Annotated in this window: 16 protein-coding genes and 2 pseudogenes; 12 read left to right on the top strand and 6 right to left on the bottom strand. The window is 35.3% G+C overall.

Features of this window, described 5'->3' with window-relative positions; translation table 11 throughout:
* The first annotated feature begins 2 nt into the window (after positions 1 to 2).
* The 10 genes from EPK97_RS07270 (at position 3) to EPK97_RS07225 (ending at position 9,262) form a co-directional block, all read left to right on the top strand.
* Complete coding sequence (locus tag EPK97_RS07270; RefSeq protein ID WP_162035970.1) at positions 3 to 1,685, top strand: hypothetical protein; 1,683 nt, start codon at positions 3 to 5, stop codon at positions 1,683 to 1,685.
* 33 nt (positions 1,686 to 1,718) lie between these two features.
* Entirely contained in the window at positions 1,719 to 2,009 is a 291-nt protein-coding gene (locus EPK97_RS07265; protein ID WP_162035969.1) for a hypothetical protein, read from the top strand.
* Positions 2,010 to 2,068: 59 nt separating this feature from the next.
* The gene (locus tag EPK97_RS07260; protein ID WP_162035968.1) at positions 2,069 to 3,478 is read left to right on the top strand and encodes a WD40 repeat domain-containing protein; all 1,410 of its coding nucleotides are present in this window, start codon (positions 2,069 to 2,071) and stop codon (positions 3,476 to 3,478) included.
* Positions 3,479 to 3,599: 121 nt separating this feature from the next.
* The gene (locus EPK97_RS07255; RefSeq protein ID WP_162036360.1) at positions 3,600 to 3,794 is read left to right on the top strand and encodes a BhlA/UviB family holin-like peptide; all 195 of its coding nucleotides are present in this window, start codon (positions 3,600 to 3,602) and stop codon (positions 3,792 to 3,794) included.
* 11 nt (positions 3,795 to 3,805) lie between these two features.
* Entirely contained in the window at positions 3,806 to 4,582 is a 777-nt protein-coding gene (locus tag EPK97_RS07250) for an N-acetylmuramoyl-L-alanine amidase (protein WP_162035967.1), read from the top strand.
* A gap of 956 nt (positions 4,583 to 5,538) precedes the next feature.
* Positions 5,539 to 6,225: a hypothetical protein gene (locus EPK97_RS07245; protein WP_162035966.1), complete on the top strand. Its 687-nt coding sequence runs from the start codon at positions 5,539 to 5,541 to the stop codon at positions 6,223 to 6,225.
* Between the two features lie 38 nt (positions 6,226 to 6,263).
* Positions 6,264 to 6,986 carry a hypothetical protein gene (locus EPK97_RS07240; protein ID WP_162035965.1) on the top strand — a complete coding sequence of 241 codons (723 nt, stop codon included), beginning with the start codon at positions 6,264 to 6,266 and terminating at the stop codon, positions 6,984 to 6,986.
* 148 nt (positions 6,987 to 7,134) lie between these two features.
* Positions 7,135 to 7,569: a hypothetical protein gene (locus EPK97_RS07235; RefSeq protein ID WP_162035964.1), complete on the top strand. Its 435-nt coding sequence runs from the start codon at positions 7,135 to 7,137 to the stop codon at positions 7,567 to 7,569.
* Between the two features lie 135 nt (positions 7,570 to 7,704).
* Complete coding sequence (locus EPK97_RS07230; protein WP_162035963.1) at positions 7,705 to 8,427, top strand: hypothetical protein; 723 nt, start codon at positions 7,705 to 7,707, stop codon at positions 8,425 to 8,427.
* A 112-nt stretch (positions 8,428 to 8,539) separates the two neighbouring features.
* Positions 8,540 to 9,262, top strand: a complete 723-nt coding sequence (locus tag EPK97_RS07225; RefSeq protein WP_162035962.1) for a hypothetical protein — start codon at positions 8,540 to 8,542, stop codon at positions 9,260 to 9,262.
* Between the two features lie 164 nt (positions 9,263 to 9,426).
* On the opposite strand, the gene EPK97_RS07220 is transcribed toward EPK97_RS07225, so the two are convergent.
* Positions 9,427 to 10,716 carry a stalk domain-containing protein gene (locus tag EPK97_RS07220; RefSeq protein WP_162035961.1) on the bottom strand — a complete coding sequence of 430 codons (1,290 nt, stop codon included), beginning with the start codon at positions 10,714 to 10,716 and terminating at the stop codon, positions 9,427 to 9,429.
* Between the two features lie 912 nt (positions 10,717 to 11,628).
* Between EPK97_RS07220 and EPK97_RS21750 the strand changes: the two genes are divergently transcribed.
* Positions 11,629 to 13,089: a phosphatidylinositol-specific phospholipase C domain-containing protein gene (locus EPK97_RS21750; RefSeq protein WP_240903726.1), complete on the top strand. Its 1,461-nt coding sequence runs from the start codon at positions 11,629 to 11,631 to the stop codon at positions 13,087 to 13,089.
* A gap of 72 nt (positions 13,090 to 13,161) precedes the next feature.
* Positions 13,162 to 14,163 (top strand): LNS2 domain-containing protein, encoded by a 1,002-nt coding sequence (locus EPK97_RS07210; RefSeq protein ID WP_162035960.1) that lies wholly within the window; start codon positions 13,162 to 13,164, stop codon positions 14,161 to 14,163.
* 123 nt (positions 14,164 to 14,286) lie between these two features.
* On the opposite strand, the gene EPK97_RS07205 is transcribed toward EPK97_RS07210, so the two are convergent.
* The 5 genes and pseudogenes from EPK97_RS07205 to EPK97_RS07185 form a co-directional block, all read right to left on the bottom strand.
* Positions 14,287 to 15,141 carry a MurR/RpiR family transcriptional regulator gene (locus EPK97_RS07205; RefSeq protein WP_162035959.1) on the bottom strand — a complete coding sequence of 285 codons (855 nt, stop codon included), beginning with the start codon at positions 15,139 to 15,141 and terminating at the stop codon, positions 14,287 to 14,289.
* Between the two features lie 166 nt (positions 15,142 to 15,307).
* Positions 15,308 to 15,637, bottom strand: a pseudogene (locus EPK97_RS22145) (CoA-transferase); the annotation flags it as partial.
* A 1-nt stretch (position 15,638) separates the two neighbouring features.
* Positions 15,639 to 15,914: pseudogene (locus EPK97_RS22140) on the bottom strand (CoA transferase subunit A); the annotation flags it as partial.
* A gap of 3 nt (positions 15,915 to 15,917) precedes the next feature.
* A complete protein-coding gene (locus EPK97_RS07190) occupies positions 15,918 to 17,300 on the bottom strand; it encodes an aspartate aminotransferase family protein (RefSeq protein ID WP_162036358.1) in 1,383 nt (460 codons plus the stop codon).
* A gap of 225 nt (positions 17,301 to 17,525) precedes the next feature.
* Positions 17,526 to 17,792: an ATP synthase subunit c family protein gene (locus EPK97_RS07185; RefSeq protein ID WP_162035957.1), complete on the bottom strand. Its 267-nt coding sequence runs from the start codon at positions 17,790 to 17,792 to the stop codon at positions 17,526 to 17,528.
* Between the last annotated feature and the right edge of the window lie 487 nt (positions 17,793 to 18,279).

Raw genomic sequence — 18,279 nt, 5'->3', positions numbered from 1 at the left:
GAATGCCAGACGTAACACCAAACCTAGGAATCAATAAACCGTTGGGAAATGAAAACGTCTCTCGTGAATCTTTTAATGAAAACTGGGATATTATTGACGAGAATGCAGCCACTAAAGAAGAGCTAGATTCCCATGTAATGAATACGACACAGCACATTACAGCGAATGAGCGCAGTGCTTGGAATGCCAAAGAAACACCCTCAGGTGCACAAGAGAAAGCAGATTTAGCTGAAGAAAATGCCAAGACTTATACAGATCAAAAAGTATCTTCTATTCAACTGACTGCTGAAAATATTACCATTGAAGATGTGGATGGAGAGTTTTCATCTGAAAATGTCGAAGGAGCTTTATCAGAGCTTTTTCAATCTGTCAGTGATGGAAAGACCACGCTAGCTGCCGCTATTACTGACATGAGACAAAGTGCTTTTGGACATTATACCTTTGCACAATTGGCAGCAGCTATACGCAATATATCAGATGACGCTACAGCTTCAATCGGAAATGTACTTACAGGAACAACATTTTACCAAGGTGGAGTAAAAAGGACAGGGATCATGCCCAATCGTGGAAGTGTGGTGCTAACACCAAGTACATCCAATCAAACCATATCAGAAGGATATCATAGTGGATCAGGACAAGTAATAGGAGATGCTGATCTGAAAAGTGAGAATATCAAAAAAGGGGTTAGTATCTTTGGAGTGAATGGAGCATCGGATGTAGTGGATACAGGAGATGCCACAGCCGTAGTTGCCAATCTCCTACTTGGTACAACTGCTTATGTCAATGGATCTAAAATTACAGGAAACATGCCCATTCGTGGTGCGATGACTTATACACCGAGTACATCCAATCAAAGCATTCCAGAAGGATACCATAGCGGATCAGGATACGTAAGTGGAGACGCTGACCTGAAAAGTGAGAATATCAAAAAAGGGATTAGCCTATTTGGAGTGAATGGAGCATCCGATGTAGTGGATACAGGGGATGCTACTGCGGTAACATCTAATATTTTAACAGGGAAAACAGCATATGTGAATGGATCTAAGGTAATAGGAACCATGTCCAATCGAGGGAGTTTGGTGATTACACCAAGTACATCGAATCAAAGCATCTCATCAGGATATCATAGTGGCTCTGGATACGTAGTAGGAGATGCTGATCTCACCGCAGCTAGTATTAAAGTAGGTAAAAATATTTTTGGTGTATCTGGTTCGTTTACTAGTGATGCTACGGCTACATCAAGTGATATCGTTAGTGGAAAAACGGCATATGTCAATGGTAATAAAATGACAGGAACTTCTAACAGAAAACAGTGGGCTACAGGTACAGTAAATTTAAATATAGGTTATTCTACAACGGATAATGTAACGATATCAAATCTACCATTTGCTCCTACCATTCTTAAAATCGTTGGAGGCTCTACTTTTGTTGGAGGACCCTTTGAAAAAAGAGTGGACGGAGGAGATGCTGTTTATATTTCTAGCAATCTATTTGTGCTCTCTCAGGGCAAGTATGTATATGAAGAATGGGATGATAGATGGCAAGAACCAATCTATAGAGAAGTGACATTGAACATAACCTCTTTTTATCCAACATCAAATGGTTTTTACTTTGCACATGCGGGGGCGGGCAACTCTGCCTTTTTAAATAATACCGTTCCATTTACTTGGACTGCCATAGAATAGTTTAATACTTGCATTTTTTAGGAGGAAGGAATCATGATTTTTATTAAATTAGGTGAAAAGATTGAGGAAAAGAAAGTTCGAATCACACTGATTCATTACATGCCTTTTGATGAAAAAGAGGGTCTCAGTGATACTGAAATAGCTCAAGGTGTTTTAATAGAAAATATGCCAGAAAAAGATGAAACACTTCTAGCCCAAGGATCAAAAGCATTATTGTACTATAATCCATATGATAAATCGTTGTTCTATGAATATGAACAAAATGATGAATACCTCGATACGACACAAACAAAGCGAAGGTTTCCTTTTTTTTCAAAAAAATAGACCGAAATACATCATTCCTTTCAATAATTTGATTGGATCGAATGAAAGGAGGTTTCATTATGCCAGAATTAACACCCAATCTAGAAATCAAGAAGCCTTTGGGAAACGAAAATGTCTCACGTCATTCATTTAATGAGAACTGGGATATTATCGATGAACAAGTTGCAAGGAAAGATGATTTTCAAACTCATGCTTCAAGTACAACAACACACATTACAGAAGCGGAGAGGAGCACGTGGAATGCTAAAGAAATAACAACAGGTGCACAAACAAAAGCGGATACAGCAGAAGAAAATGCGAGAATGTATACGGACGCTCAAATATCAGCTATACAACTTACAGCCAATAACATCACAATTGATGATGTAAATGGACATTTCAATTCAGTAGAAGTAGAAGGAGCTTTGTCCGAACTTTTTCAATCTGTCAGTGATGGGAAAGAAGCGGTCGCTACTGCCATAACTAACGTAGATAACACGAAAGATTCCAGTGGTAGTGATACTTTTTCTGAGTTAGCCGATGATATTAAAACGATCAAGAAATCAGTTGCCGTTCATCTCGAAGAACAATTATCTATTTTAAAGTTCGATAGTCTTATCTGGTCTTATGATGGACATACGGATAGAGTACGGGGTATAAATGTTGATACGAATGGATATGTCTACTCAAGTGGTTATGATCAAACGTTACACAAACTTTCACCTGATGGTAGTCATATATGGACATATTCCGGTCACACTGACATTGTTAAGGCGATCGCTATTGATGATGATGGATATGTATATTCAGGAGGCTTTGATAATACCCTGCATAAGATTTCACCAAGTGGAAGTCAAATATGGACTTATACAGAATATACAGGGGATGTAGATTGTATTGAATTTGATCAAGAAGGTTATATTTATACGGGGAGTTCAGATGCTACCATACGCAAAATTACACCGAGTGGAAGTCAGGTATGGTCTTACTCGCAAGATTTAAATAAAGTAAAAAGTCTTGCATTAGATGCTGATGGATACATTTATGCCGGGGATTGGAATCAAAAGGTACAGAAGATTTCACCCAATGCAACCCAGATTTGGGTGTATACAGAGCATACGAATCCGGTTTATGGTATCGATGTGGATCAAGAAGGTTATGTTTATAGTGGGAGTTGGGATAATACTGTTCATAAGATTACCCCAAATGGAGCGAAAGTATGGTCTTGGGGAGGAGAAGAAACCAATGGAAACATAGATAATATAACAGTAGATCAGGATGGGTATATTTATGCTACTGGGTTCGGTTTAGAGACAGCCCCTACAGAGTTGGTTCATAAGATTACACCAAATGGAACGAAGTTATGGTCCTACACAGGCCATACAGAAGCGGTCTGGGCGATTGCTGTGGATGCAGATGGTTTTGTTTACACCGGAAGTGATGATCTCACGGTTCATAAGATATCAGGAATGTATCGCGTTTCGATATAAATGAGGTATATATGCTAGAATTAACACTCCTATATCATAGCAGTAGCTGCGGATGGCAATTTTATAAACCATATATTTTAGAAATTACTGTGTAAATTTATAATGAGGTGAAGAAATGGACATGGAAAAAGAATTAATGACACTTTTTATGACACAAGGACCGTTTGCAGTCCTCTTTGTTTGGCTTTTATATACTACAAAAAAAGAGGGTAAAGAACGAGAGAATCGACTTCATGCTCTACTTAATAAGTTTTCAGAAAAGTATGATTTAATTATAGATAAAATCGATAAACTTGAAAATAAGATGAAAGGCTAGTTGATAAGCTTATGCCAAATGAATTATTTAAAATTGCAATTGATGCAGGTCATGGCCCAGAAACACAGGGGAAACGTTCTCCGGATGAAAGTTTAAAAGAATTCGAATTTAATCGTGTGGTTGCGGGTTATGCTCAAGAAAGGTTGCTTAAATTTCAGGGAGTAGAAACGATCTTCACACATACAGATGACCGAGATGTTCCATTAATGGAACGAACAAATGCAGCAAACGATTGGCAAGCAGACTTGTTTGTATCCATCCATGCTAACGCTTATCAGGATGATTGGAATGAAGCAACTGGGATTGAAACATTTGTTTATAAATCTCTTCCAACACAAGCTGTTAAACTTGCTACTCGTGTTCAAAATCAGTTACTTCAATTAACTGGGAGAAGAGATCGCGGAGTGAAAGGAGCAAACTTTCATGTATTACGTGAGACGGAGATGACGGCCATCTTGGTTGAGTGCGAGTTTATGACAAACGTACAATCTTGTGAGTTGTTAAAGTCTGATGGGTACCGACAATTGTGTGCTGAGGGAATTGTAAACGGAATTGTAGAGATGTATGGTCTGGAGTTAAAAGAAAAGAGTAGCTTTACGGATGTGAGTGTACAGCATTGGAGTTACGCAGAGATTCAAGAAGTAGCTGATCTAGGGATTATGAACGGGTATACCGATGAAACATTTAAACCGTCACATGCACTGACTCGAGCAGAGATGGCAGTCACTGCATCCAGAATCATTCACCATGTCAAAGAGTCTATAAGACAAAATACAACCATTCCTTAAGTCATATAATTGAAATAAAATAAAGTAGAGTAGAGTCTAAAATAAGAGAGTGTAAGAACTTTTGATTTATACTATTGAGTCATACAATCATTTATTACGTAATGGACTTTATATTAATTAATATTAAAGATGAGGTAACTTGATACAATTTCTATTGGGAGAAAAGATTGGGACGATGAGTATTCTAATATTAGATTACACAACTCCTTATCTATCAACTCTAAAAAAGGCATATTACAGACTCTTTTAGTCCATGCACTTTAGCTTCCCCCTTCATAATATATAAACAAATAGTTCAGCACAACCAGCTTCTTTATTAGTTGTTGACTCAGCAGCAATTTTAGGTGTGGAATTAGCAACACCAGCACCAGCATAAATTAAAATAAAGTTAAAAAAAGGAAATTCAACTTTTAGAGGTAAGGTACATCAACTTCAAGTTAATCGGGGGAATTCATGGGTCTTTATTCACCTACGCACAAAGGGAAGCTCTTTTTGAATGGAGCTTCCTTTTGGTTTCCCTGATCCTATGGAGGAGCAAGTCTACCAACCAAATCATATTATTTAGTTATAAGTTACTAGAAAGTGAACTTTTTTAGAACAAAAATAAAAACTGTTACACGAGCGCACAAACTATGTTATATTGGTAAATGTGGTAAAATGTGGTATCTTATATATCCATTCTACCAAAGGTTGAATGGATATATATCACCCTGTCAACCGTCCATTATAAGAGGGAAGTAATGGACGGTTGGTAGAAAAAAATATTTAGATCAAAATAAAGATGATTTTTAAAAATTTTTTATTGACTTCCATAAAAAGGAACATGTATAGTTAATATGTTAATTATTGCATTTTAAGGTAATTAATGTATTTTATCTTGAAACCATTTTTTTCATGGGAGGGATCAAAACACGAGAGCATGAATCTTGTATTTTTTTCTAGAAAGAGGGTGACCAATGGAAAAGTTAATCACAGTACTTCTTGTAGGCGTGATCGTTGTTTTTAGTAGTCCATATTCCATGTTGTCCTTAGTAGAAGCAGACAAGGGAGCATGGATAGAACAAAGTTTAGTAGAAACAACGGACACCTCTTATTTTAAAGAGTTTATCTTTGTAGAAGAAGAGAAAATGCAAGAGGCGCAAAAACTATCTTTAGACATTCAACAAGCAGCTATGGATGTAGAGACTAACGAAATACAGCTTGGCAATGTCATTGATTTTACTCAAAATAGGGAAGATCTTGCCTTAGCGGGAACATTGAATCTAACATTTGAATCAGAAATGACCACCGACACTGCGGTTCATCAAGCAGCCACTATGATTCTATTTCATTTGGAATTAGAACCTACTGAACAGAATTTGGAGTTGTATGAGGCAGCGATCTCAGAGGCCTTTTTGAATCTAAAAGATCAAGTGGATAACCATTGGATGAACATCATCTCAGACCCCCATTCGAAGAATCACACAACGTATACTTACAATATGATCTTTTTAGTCGAAAAGGAGAGCGTACTATTGGCTTTACCTTTCATTTTTACTACAGAGCTAAACGCATCCAAAGAACAAGTATTGAATTTATCTGGAAATGAATCTTTTCATTTTAAGGTCGCATTAAAAGGTGTAAAGATGATAAAGATCATCTAATCATTTATGCAATTCAAAACCCAAGGAGGAACATTGTGATGAAAAAATTATTTGTTTGTGCGATGGTAATCGCGTTATTAAGCTCTTATACTTCTATGAACTCCCTTGCTTCGGAGAATCCAGTACTTGAATCGAAACAAGATGTCCAATCTATTCAGAAAGTTGAATCAACCCCGTCTATTATGCCTATGATTATTTTAAGAGAAGATGGATCGGTTGAATTTAGAGAAGCTTGGTACTTACCTGACGACTCGCTTATGGATGCTCTTTATATGTCGGATAAACTTACACAGGCCGTGAATAGAGAAACATTAGAATTGGAGTTTGGTACAGCCATTGATATTATTCAGGAAGATCCTACAATGGGGCTTCTCGGAACACTGAATTCGTCGATCCATCAAGAACAAGCGAATGTTGAACTTATGTGTCGTAAATTAGTAGATTTTCTTGCGAATGCTGTATCCGTTGAATTAACAGAGGATCAACAGGCAGCTTACGAGGAAACGATGAGAGCCACTTTTTTAAACTTAAGTTCAGTGGATACCGGTTGGATGCAGTGGAAAGAATCATCTGAATCTTTCTCAAGTTATCTATATAACCTGTTCTTTGCTGTAGAGAAAAATGGAAGGTTACTAGGAATGCCAGTAGGCCTAACAGTGTCAGCGAATGCTTCTAAGCAGGAATTCTTAAATGGAGCTTCTTTTACAAAGTACGATTACAGTGTCAATGTGAAAGCCGTTAAAATCATGAAATTTAATTAAAAACATGAGAGTTGTATGAATCATCCATGACCTGTAGTGTTTGTTGATACGATTTCTTTCTAGATATATGCTCACTTAATCAAAAAAACGGAGAGGTAAGGTAGCTATAATGAAAAAAGTTATGATGTCGTTCTTGGTGTGTTTACTGATGGTCACAGGTTCTAATTTTACTAGTGCAGAGGGAAATAGTAGTTTTACCGATTCAATTGATACGAGTGTAACGGATACAAGTAGTATCGAAGCTAGCAGCTTACTTTACAGTTCTATCCCAGATATCTGTATTGGTGGAGGTAGTTGTGGTGGGAATTCTAAATATTATCAGATCGATTTAGGAGGTCAGAAATACATAGACAACATTGTTGTTTATGCTCATGATAATGTAGGAAATTGGAATACTGCACATCTCGTTGCTTATGTAGATGGTCAATCGGTAGGTAGATTACCTGTTAAAAAGGTGGGCAGTTTTTTAACCTTTAATGTAGGGCAAGAAGGAAGGTATGTTCGATTTTATTCAGTCCATGAGAATAATGACCCCCGGGGAGATGAAACGGTCATAAAAACTGTGGATGTGTATGGAAACTAGGTCTATTCTTTTTATTTAAAAATTAAAAATATTATTGGAATCAAAAAGATCGTCACCTTTTAGAGAGAGGCGATCTTTTTGTAAGTGATGATCACCAATTGATTGACGTATTCAAACCCAAGGAGGAACATTGTGATGAAAAAATTATTCGTTTGTGCGATGGCAATCGCGTTATTAAGCTCTCATATTTCTATGAACTCCCTTGCTTCGGAGAATCAAGGTGCTGAATCGAAACAAGATGTTCGCTCTCTTCAGAGCGTTAAATCAACGCCATCTAGTATGCCTATGATGATCTTAAGAGAAGATGGAACGATTGAATTTAGAGAGGCTTGGCACTTACCTGACGACTCACTTATGGATGCTCTTTATATGGCAGATAAGCTCACAGGGGCCGTGAATAGAGAAACATTGGAACTGGAGTTTGGCACAGCCATTGATATCATTCAGCAAGATCCTACAATGGGGCTTCTCGGAACGCTTAATTCAACGATCCATCAGGAAGATGCTAACGTTGAACTCATGTCAGCAAGATTAGTAGATTTCCTTGCGAATGCTGTATCTGTTGAATTAACAGAGGCTCAATTGGGAGCGTATGAAGAAACGATAACTTCCACTTTTTTAAACTTAAGTTCAGTGGATACTGGATGGATGCAGTGGAAAGAATCATCTGCCTCTTTCACAAGTTATCTATATAACCTATTCTTTGCGGTTGAGAAAAATGGAAGGTTACTAGGAATGCCAGTAGGTTTAACGGTATCGGCTAATGCTTCTAAAGAGGAATTTTTATGTGGTGCTTCTTTTACAAATTACGATTATAGTGTCAATGTGAAAGCCGTTAAAATCATGAAGTTTAATTGATGAAAAACCTATTCGAGACTAGATCGATTTAGTGTAATAGGATAAGTAAAGGGTTGATTATTCTCATCATTTCTACCTTAATTCAATTCGAAACCCAAGGAGGAACATTGTGATGAAAAAAATATTTATTTGCGTGATGACAATCGTGCTATTAAGCACTCATATTTCTACGATATCTCTTGCTTGCGAGAATCAAAGTCCCGAACCGAAACAAGGTGTCCGCGCTCTTCAGAGCGATGAATCAACTACGAAGTCTAGTATGCCTATGCTGATCTTAAAAGAAGATGGAACGGTTGAATTCAGAGAAGCTTGGCACTTATCTGATGACTCCCTTGCTGATGCTCTCTATATAGCCGATAAACTTACACAGGCCGTGAATAGAGAAACATTAGAACTAGAGTTTTGTCCAGCCATTAGTATCATTAGAGAAGATGCTACAATGGGGCTTCTCGGAACGTTTAATTCAACCATCTATCAGGAAGATGCCAATGTTGAATTCATGTCATCTCAATTAGTAGACTTATTTACGAATAGGCTAAGAGTTGAATTAACAGAGGATCAATTAGCAGCTTACGAAGAGACGATGAGAGCCACTTTTTTGAACTTAGTTCCATATAATACCGGATGGTTACAGTGGAAAGAAACAAATGAATCTTCTATCAGTTATCTATACAATCTATTATTTGCTGTAGAGAGAGATGGAAGGTTGCTAGGAATGCCGGTAGGCGTAACGATAGGGGTTAATTGTTCGATGGAGGAATACTTAAATGAAGCGTCTTTTACAAATTACAATTATAGTGTGAATGTAAAAGCGATTAAAATCATGAAATTATGATTCTATAACTCAATATCTGATATTTCTTCAATAAACACACAAAATGGAGATATGAATAATATCATATCTCCATTATTTTAAAAAATTAATGTTATCTACACTGGCTGTAGTTGGGGATAAAAAATCAAGAAACCCTAATTCTTTATCTCTATTTATACCTTATTCTAGTTAATCAAAACTTCAATTTCTGATCCTGTTCTAGCTTCTTCAATCCATAATTGGTACTGTTTACTAATTTCTACTTTCATTAACTCTTCTTTGATTTCTTCTTGTTTTTCCTCAAGAGTAGGTGTGTTAGCTTCTTTTTTATCCGTTACTTTAATGATATGGAATCCAAATTGACTTTGTACGATTTCACTAACTTCATCAAAGGATAAATTAAAAGCTGCTTCCTCAAATTCAGGTACCATCATACCTCGTCCAAAGAAACCTAAATCTCCTCCATTTGCACCACTTCCTGGATCAGTTGAATGTTCTATAGCTAGCTCTGCAAAATTTGCGCCATCATTAATTTGTTGCATAATAGCTTCAGCTTCTTCTTTCGTTTCCACTAAGATATGAGATGCTTTTACTTGCTCTTCTTCTGTATAGAACGATAAATTTTCTTCATAATAAGTTGCAATTTCTTCATCTGTTATATTAATTTTTGATTCAAATAATTTTTCAACCTGAAGTTGGAATGGGATCATTTCTTCTACAAATTCCTGATAATCTTCCATAGACATTCCGTATTGAAGTAAATAAGCTTCAAACTCTTCTTCAGAACCAAATGAAGTTTTAAATTGTTCGATTTCTTTAACCACGCGGTTCGCTAATTCTTCATTTGTCACACTTAACCCTTCTTTTGCTAATTCTTGAGACACTAAAGTTTGAACAATTAACTGTTGAATCAAAGCGTCAGTAGTTTCTTCCCCTAGTTGTTGAAGCATTAAATCAAATAGCTTGTCCTTATCTACTTTTTCACCATTTACTGTAGCAACATAATCAGAGTCTGTCGCTGATTCTGATTGTTCATTTCCCTGTGAATCAGGGCTATCAATGGATATTGCATTCGTTTCACCATTCCATTGTACACTTGCCCCTGTTGATTCTCCTACAAATTTTAAGGGTACAAAAGTATGATTATTAACCAATTGGGGGGGGACTAACAATTCGATCGTTTCACCATTTACGGTGACTTGATTATTATTCAGTGTCAATTCAACGGTTAAACCGTCATTTTCCCCAGTGACTGTTTTTGTTTCTTGATCCCACTTTACATTTAAACCCAATTCACTAAACAAAACCCTAAAAGGAACAAGTATAGTCCCATTTTTTATAAATGGCTCTTGTTCAAATTGTATTTGCTCTCCGTCAATCCAGACTTCTGTCTTTGATACTTCTGCTGCTAATGCAGTTGCAGAAAATATAAAAGATAAAATAAACAAGATCGAAATTATGGTTCTTTTTTTCAAAATTAACTCCTCCTGATTATCTTTTTCTTTTGAATTTGAGTATTTGTTTGATAAGTTAGATTCACCTCACTTTGTAATGAATTTCCCATTTAATAATTCGCATTACTTTTTTCCACATCACGACTGCAAATTAAAAGTATTGAGTGTAACTTTGTTTAGTTAAAAATAAATAATAGAGTAGAAGAAGATATTAGAATTTATATTGATGTAATATAGTAAATGGATGCTAAGATTTGTTTCATAATGGAAGAAGTAATGTGCAAGGGAATAATTATTAACTAGTATGGATTAACTTACAAAATACTCTATTTAAATTATAAATGAAAGATTTAAATCTATCAATTTACTTTTCTACCAGTCTGTGTCAAGTTTTGTGGGAGTTTTGTCACCAAGCGTTGTTAACAGTTAATTTGCTAAATAAGTATACTTTTCAACATCTTTTGACTTAAATCTATCAATTGTTACACCGCTTCCAATCTTATATTGACAAATAATTACAACCGTAGTATATTATGGAGAATATACTTAAGTGGTAAGACTAGTTGCTTAATCGTAATATATTATTTGCAAAGCAAATATAAGGACTTACATAGAGAAGTTGCATAATATTAAGTGTGGAAGATTTCTAAGCTCTATATTGGTGATAATTATACATTGAGCATATTCATTATTATCAGAATATTTTAAAAATAAAGATAATTAATCTATTATTTATTGAACCATTGGAGTATTGACACATAATGTTAATTATAACTAACTATATAATAATACTTAAATAAAGGGGGATGGAAAATCATGCAATGATAGTGTAATTGTATCTATTTATTTTAAAGATGTTCTTTATTTACAAATGTAAGGGCTTTCAATGTGAGAAATAGTTAAATCAATTTAATTAAAGAGGAGGAAGTTTTAATGAATATGGCAAAAAAATCATTAAATTTTATTATTATTTTTACATTATTATTTGCATCAGTTTGGATGAATAGTAGTTTTGTTCTGTCTGCTGAAAGCAATGAGAATTGGATGGAGCAAGTGAACTCAAATACCCCTGAATTTGGTAATCGTACATTACGAGAGGTTATTTTACCAGGTACTCATGACTCTGGTACATCAACGATGGATGATGCAAGTGACCCTAGAGACCCAGGTCCAGATTTTTGGAATCTTAAAGATATATTTGAAAATGGAGCTGCACACGCAGGAAAATCAATTGTTGCTGATTGGTCACAGACACAAGGTTTAACCATTGAAGAACAGTTAAATGAAGGAATTCGTTATTTTGATTTACGCGTAGCACCAAATGTATGGCAGCCGGTTTTTGACGACTATCAAATTCAAGAAACGAATTTACGTACTCTTCACGGTTTATATGGGGAGTCAGTGGATGAAATCATCGCTGATACGAAAAGGTTTTTGAATGAAAACGAAAAGGAAATTGTTATTTTGGATTTTCTACATTTTTATGAAATGACTGAAACGAGCTATAATCATCTCAATAATTTACTCCAAAATACTTTTGGTGATTTATTAATTCCACCATCATATGGAGTTAATGTTACACTTGATCAGCTTTGGAATGAAAATAAGAGAGTTATCGTGTTATATGGCAGTGATCACCAGCGTTATACTGACACAATAGATATAAGAAATATTTATGCAGATGACTTTATGAGTTGGATTTGGGATCACAGATTGAACATACAATCGGATTGGGCAAATACAACTGATGTAAATGTATTAAAACAAAAGCTTGATCAAAGTATAAACTCAGCAGATCTAAACAAGTTTTTTGTTCTTCAAGGGGTATTAACACCTGATGATGATTTAATCATAGATGCTGTACTTGGAGGTTTAGATCCGTTTTCTGCGATAGGTGTTGATTCATTACATGATTTAGCTAGATCAGCAAACAATGAAGTTCCAAGATGGGTGCTAAATGATTGGGCTAATGAACCATTAAATATTATTATGCTAGATTGGTTTCATGAATCTGATATCGTTAATATCATTAAAAGTATGAACGAAGGAAGTGAGTATGAAGGACCAGTAGAACAACTTACTCTAATTGCTTCAATTACATCAAATGGTGGACCTCAGTCAGGTCAGAAACACCGTTCAAGCAATAACTTTTCTACAGTAAACATTCCTTCAGGTACTGAAAAATTATATTGGGAAATTGTTAATAACTCCAATGCAGATACTATCAGTTTTAGAGTGAAAGAGGATGTTGCGATATGGACTGATCCAATTATTTTTAACTCATTAAAAAATGGTTCATACACTAATGTCATAAAGAATGACTCCATATATATAGCAGACCCATCAGGTACAGGTGGGAATTCATTTACCGTTAACGTTTATGCTGTTAAATAATCATTTATAGTAAACCACCGTACAATATCATTTTTTACTATCTGATTGAGTAATAAAATAAGGAGAAATATATTGAAAGGAAATGATAAAGTGAAAAAATATCTTTTTTTATTGATCCTGCCAGTTATACTTATTCTCCCAACTAACAATTTAGTGGATGCTTCAGGGAGTTCTAGTAAGTTGTATTATGATCTGTCAGTAGATGTATTTACTAGCCCACAACCCGAAGGTTTTGACGATTTTTTTAATGAATTCTTCATATCAACTCATACTCCACATCATAATGGTTATGACAAAATCTATAATATTACTGAATCACAGATAATCGAAGGGAAATTTCAATATGGAGATATTAGGAAAGACCTTGAAGGTGAATGGATTTCAATATATTTGTGGTCATTTTCAGATGAAGAACCTGCTTGGTCACAGATGGGTAGGAAAGAAACTGACTCAGATGGTCGAATATCATTTACTATCCCTGAAGATCAGAAACTAGGAGATGGATTACACCTAATTAGATTGCATGTTGAAGGTGATGCAACTTTTGCAAATATGTTTATTAAAGTAATTGATCAAGATCAAAAGTTTGTTGTTTTTGATATTGATGGTACATTGACAACTGATGATTTCGAATCTGTAAAAGAATATGCTGATGAATTTTTTTCAGAGACATATCGTGCAGAAATGTATACAGGTGCTAATGACGTTGTAGATTATTATGTTGAGCAAGGATACAATATAATCTATCTGACAGCAAGACCATATTGGTTATCTGAAGTTTCACAAAGATGGCTAATTGAAAATGGTTTTCCACATGGGATATTACATACGTATCCGGAGGCATCTTTTACTGATGATTCAGCAGGGTATAAAGAAGGCTATTTATCAAATGTATTGAATAGTGGAGGGATGATAGATGATGCTTATGGAAATGCTCTGACGGATATAGAAGCATATTTAAACGTTGGATTGAACAGGGATCGGATATTTATAATTGGAGAAAATGCAGGCATTGAGGGAACTACACCCGTAAATAATTATCCAGATCATCTAATGACTCTAATAGGGAATTAAACCTACCTTAATAAAGAAGTAGTTGATAACGTAAGACGTTAATAACTACTTCTTTACAACTAGTACAATGAATGCTGTTTATATCGGTTTTAACAGTTTCTATGCCGATCGAACTGGACGTTATTAATCTTTATAAAATACGTTAAATCTATCCCAAACATCTTCTAAAGAATTTAATTTTTGATCAAAACCATCTTTTTTTTCTTTTCCTGTATAGATAATTAAAGCATTTATTAAACTTAATGGTGCAACAAAAGAATCTATAAATGTTGGCATTTGACTTGTTGATGTTAATGAAACGTCTGCATGTTGAATTAGTGGTGATAAGAGATTATCTGTTAAAGCGATGGTCATAGAACCCTTTTCTTTTGCGTAAGAAAAAACATCAACTGTGTTTTTGGTGTAACGAGAATAACTAATACCAACAACTAAATCGTCATTTTGCAAATCATATAATCGGTCTGCATTTTCTTTCATAGATTCAAGTATTTCAACATGATCAAGAATCATATTCAAATAATAATGCATAAACATTCCTAATGCCGCTGCACTTCTGTTCGCCACAATATACACTTTTTTAGCTTTCAATAAATACTCGACTGCTTGATGAAAGCTTTTGGCATCTAAATTTTCCATGGTCAATTGAATATTCCCAATATCCTCCTTAAAGATTTGAGAAATTTCTTGATCATTTTCTCCGTACAACTTGTTAGACAGCTTGAGTCTCTCAGCGGTTGATAGTTGTTGTTGCACAGAAGTTTGAATATGACGTTGAAATTCAGGATAACCTGAAAAACCAAGAAAAGTTGCAAATCGAACAATGGTTGCATCACTGACATTCGCCAATCTTGCCAATTCCCCTACGTTATGAAAAGGAACATGATTTGGATTTTTCAAAATGAACTGTGCAACTTTTAATTGTGATTTGCTCATTGATGACATTTTCTCTGAGATGACCTTATACACATTAATATCCATGTTAAACCTCTTTCTACATTACTAGAAAGTAACCTTTTCTTCAGTTTACTTTAATATGCTGCTGTTTGCATCTACAAAATGAAAGTAGGGCTTCACTCTTCGCAAGATAGAATCCCCACTTATGAATGTTGAATCATCCTAATCTTTTCTTTAATAATCTTTACGGTTACACTTGGTTAAGACTATCATGAACAATAAAGTCAGCTTCAGTATGCTCCTTTATAGATTTGACTGTTGCTTTGTTCAAACTTTCGATTAACATCATGCCTTTAGACGTATATTCAAAAACAGCTAAGTCTGTTATTAGAAGATCCACAATGCCTTTTCCAGTTAAAGGAAGTGTGCATTCCTTTTTCACTTTAGGTTTCCCATATTTATTTTTATGCTCCATTATAACAATGACGCGTTTTGCACCATGAACAAGATCCATTGCCCCTCCCATGCCTTTAACCATTCTGCTCGGAATCATCCAGTTCGCTAAATCGCCGTTTTGTGACCCCACTTAAATATTGCTGTTCAAATACCTTATTTTCACCAACATATGAGGAAATCATTTTTTTAATTTGTTTGTTTTTTAATAAAAGCCCTAGACCAAAGTCATCAACTCCACAATTGTTGCTGACAATGGTTAGATCTTTGGTTCCTTGCTCTACTAGCGCTTGGATTGCCTTTTCAGGAATTCCACACAAACCAAATCCACCAACTATCAGCGTTGCACTGTCTTGAATGTCATTTATGGCATCTTCAATACGTTGTATTACTTTCTTTTTCATACATCACACCTGCTTAACAATTTGAATTGCATTTTTATGCGCTTCTACTGTACGAGCAATGTCTTCCTCTGTATGAACGACTGACATGGAGTAGCGATTAAGTGGTTTCGTATAAATTCCAAGTTTCAGTAATTCGTAATCTAGCTTTTTTCTTAAGGTGGTATCTGCTTTATTCATATCGCGATAGTTTTTAATGTTGTTTTCTGTAAGAATGATATTGAAAATACTGCCTTCTCCTACCGTTTTCATAGGTATATCGTATTGTTTATATACATCCTCAAGCTGAACCCTCAGTAATTGAGTATTAGAGAATAATGTTTCCATAGTACCTTCACTCTCAAGCACCTCAATTGTTGCAAGGCCTGACGCAAGGATTGTCGGATGACCGTTGTATGTTCCGCTGTGAAACAAAGCATCCTGTTTGTTTTTATTTTCAGCGCCAGCCGTTAGAATATCTCTCCCTCCATCAGGTGCACTGATGAGCATAATCTCTTTTTTTCCACCGATTGCACCTACTGGGAACCCACCTCCAAGTACTTTTCCAAGAGCTGTGATATCAGGTTTAATGGCGTAATTTTTTTGTGCGCCACCAAGGGATAATCTAAAACCCGTTTTGACTTCATCAAAGATGAGCAGGATGCCAAGCTCTTCTGTTAACACTTTGAGCCCTGCCATAAATTCTTGATCTGCAGGAATAAACCCGCCTTGAATTGGCTCCATAATGATAGAAGAAATTTCATGCGCTTTTGTTCTTAAAATCTTCTCTGTTGATGCTAAATCATTGAATGGAAGTATGATCGTATTCTCCACATAATAGTCAGGAATTCCGCGAGACTCAGGCACGGGATTTGGAAATTCCGCATTGCCTGCTTGATCATCCTCGGGGTTAACACTCAACAGTACTTGATCGTATCCGCCATGATAATGTCCTTCAAATTTAGCAAGTTTCGGTTTTCCTGTATAAGCCATTGCTGTTCTGATCGCAAGCAACGTAGCTTCCAAGCCGGAGTTTGAATATCTGACCATTTCAATACCTGGATAAAGTGAAATTAATTTTTCAGCCATAACTGATTCTAAACGGTGAGGTGTTCCAAAAATAGTCGTGCCGGCTTCTTTCATTTGTTTCATTGCTGATTCAAATACATAAGGATGACCATGACCTAGGATTAATGCGCCGTAACATAAAAGATAGTCGATATACTCATTATTGTCGACATCATAAAGTTTACTACCCTTACCTTTTTCCATGAAGATGGGGTGGGGTGCAATATACTTGATATTAGCTGTAACACCACCTGGTATCACCTTTTTCGCTTGTTCAAATAATTCAGCAGATTGTTTTGTCTTTTCTGATAATAGGTTAAATTTTGTTTTTTCCAACAGCAGGACCTCCACATGTTCATTTTAAATTTTTATTTCTTATAATATAATACTATGAAATATTTATTACATAAAGGGCTTTTTGAAATATTTACAACTAAAAGACCATCCATTTCCATTTAGAATAGTTTTAAGATGTTTAAATGTAAACAACATGGTAGACCTTGATATATCAAGGTCTACCATGTTGAAGTTAGGGAAACGCAGATTGTCGAAACCTGAATCACTTTTTTAACAATGGGGTGTTTCCTTTCTTTTTATTACACATAGAAAGATAATTAGTATGGAAACAGTAAAAGCGAGTAAGGCAAGAAATAATTCAGGCAGTATTACACGAAAAATTAAAGTTTCATTAATCGCATCAGCTGCTTCGGGCTGTCGTGCGATTCCTTCTACTGCAAATGCACCCGCTTGGCCAATTCCGATTCCAATACCGATCAACGCTAACATAGCGATTCCTGCACCTATAGCACAACAACAAAATTTAGAAAATGACATTTTTTCACCTCCTGTGACTGCTGAATAATGATAAACACTCTACACTTGTAAATATTTGAAGCTCATGTTTAAAACAATGGTTCAGATATTATATTGTTTTTAGAACATTATTGATAATGTTTTTAGAAAATAAGACGTAAAAAAACAAGAAGGCTGTAAAGTATTTTGTTTCGACAGGTTGATTTCATATTTGGGTAGAGTAAGACATAATCATAAAATTGGAGAAAAATATAGGTAATTAATGTTTTACAACTAAAATGAAGAAGAATAGAATGCTAATTGAGGAGGGATATAATGGAATTTTTAATTGGTTTATTCGCATTTATTTGGGAAACTTAAGTTAAAAGCAAAAAACGCCAATTCATTTGAACTGCCCCCTGTCAAATAGACAGTGGAAATAATATAAAGATGTATGTAGCGTCAATCGACAGATTGGCGCTATTTTATGCAACTGTTGCAGTTAAATAGTGACGATATTCCATTGGTG

It is taken from the genome of Chengkuizengella sediminis (assembly GCF_010078385.1).
GTDB classification, from domain to species: Bacteria; Bacillota; Bacilli; order Paenibacillales; family KCTC-33759; genus Chengkuizengella; species Chengkuizengella sediminis.
The sequence above is the reverse complement of the archived record's forward strand: the minus strand, read 5'-3'. Positions and strand labels throughout refer to the sequence as shown.

What these genes read in the sequence shown, in the direction of transcription:
- EPK97_RS07270 (WP_162035970.1), top strand. Translation starts at nt 3, where the DNA reads ATGCCAGACGTAACACCAAACCTAGGAATCAATAAACCGTTGGGAAAT.
- EPK97_RS07265 (WP_162035969.1), top strand. Translation starts at nt 1,719, where the DNA reads ATGATTTTTATTAAATTAGGTGAAAAGATTGAGGAAAAGAAAGTTCGA.
- EPK97_RS07260 (WP_162035968.1), top strand. Translation starts at nt 2,069, where the DNA reads ATGCCAGAATTAACACCCAATCTAGAAATCAAGAAGCCTTTGGGAAAC.
- EPK97_RS07255 (WP_162036360.1), top strand. Translation starts at nt 3,600, where the DNA reads ATGGAAAAAGAATTAATGACACTTTTTATGACACAAGGACCGTTTGCA.
- EPK97_RS07250 (WP_162035967.1), top strand. Translation starts at nt 3,806, where the DNA reads ATGCCAAATGAATTATTTAAAATTGCAATTGATGCAGGTCATGGCCCA.
- EPK97_RS07245 (WP_162035966.1), top strand. Translation starts at nt 5,539, where the DNA reads ATGGAAAAGTTAATCACAGTACTTCTTGTAGGCGTGATCGTTGTTTTT.
- EPK97_RS07240 (WP_162035965.1), top strand. Translation starts at nt 6,264, where the DNA reads ATGAAAAAATTATTTGTTTGTGCGATGGTAATCGCGTTATTAAGCTCT.
- EPK97_RS07235 (WP_162035964.1), top strand. Translation starts at nt 7,135, where the DNA reads ATGGTCACAGGTTCTAATTTTACTAGTGCAGAGGGAAATAGTAGTTTT.
- EPK97_RS07230 (WP_162035963.1), top strand. Translation starts at nt 7,705, where the DNA reads ATGAAAAAATTATTCGTTTGTGCGATGGCAATCGCGTTATTAAGCTCT.
- EPK97_RS07225 (WP_162035962.1), top strand. Translation starts at nt 8,540, where the DNA reads ATGAAAAAAATATTTATTTGCGTGATGACAATCGTGCTATTAAGCACT.
- EPK97_RS21750 (WP_240903726.1), top strand. Translation starts at nt 11,629, where the DNA reads ATGAATATGGCAAAAAAATCATTAAATTTTATTATTATTTTTACATTA.
- EPK97_RS07205 (WP_162035959.1), bottom strand. Translation starts at nt 15,141, where the DNA reads ATGGATATTAATGTGTATAAGGTCATCTCAGAGAAAATGTCATCAATG.
- EPK97_RS07185 (WP_162035957.1), bottom strand. Translation starts at nt 17,792, where the DNA reads ATGTCATTTTCTAAATTTTGTTGTTGTGCTATAGGTGCAGGAATCGCT.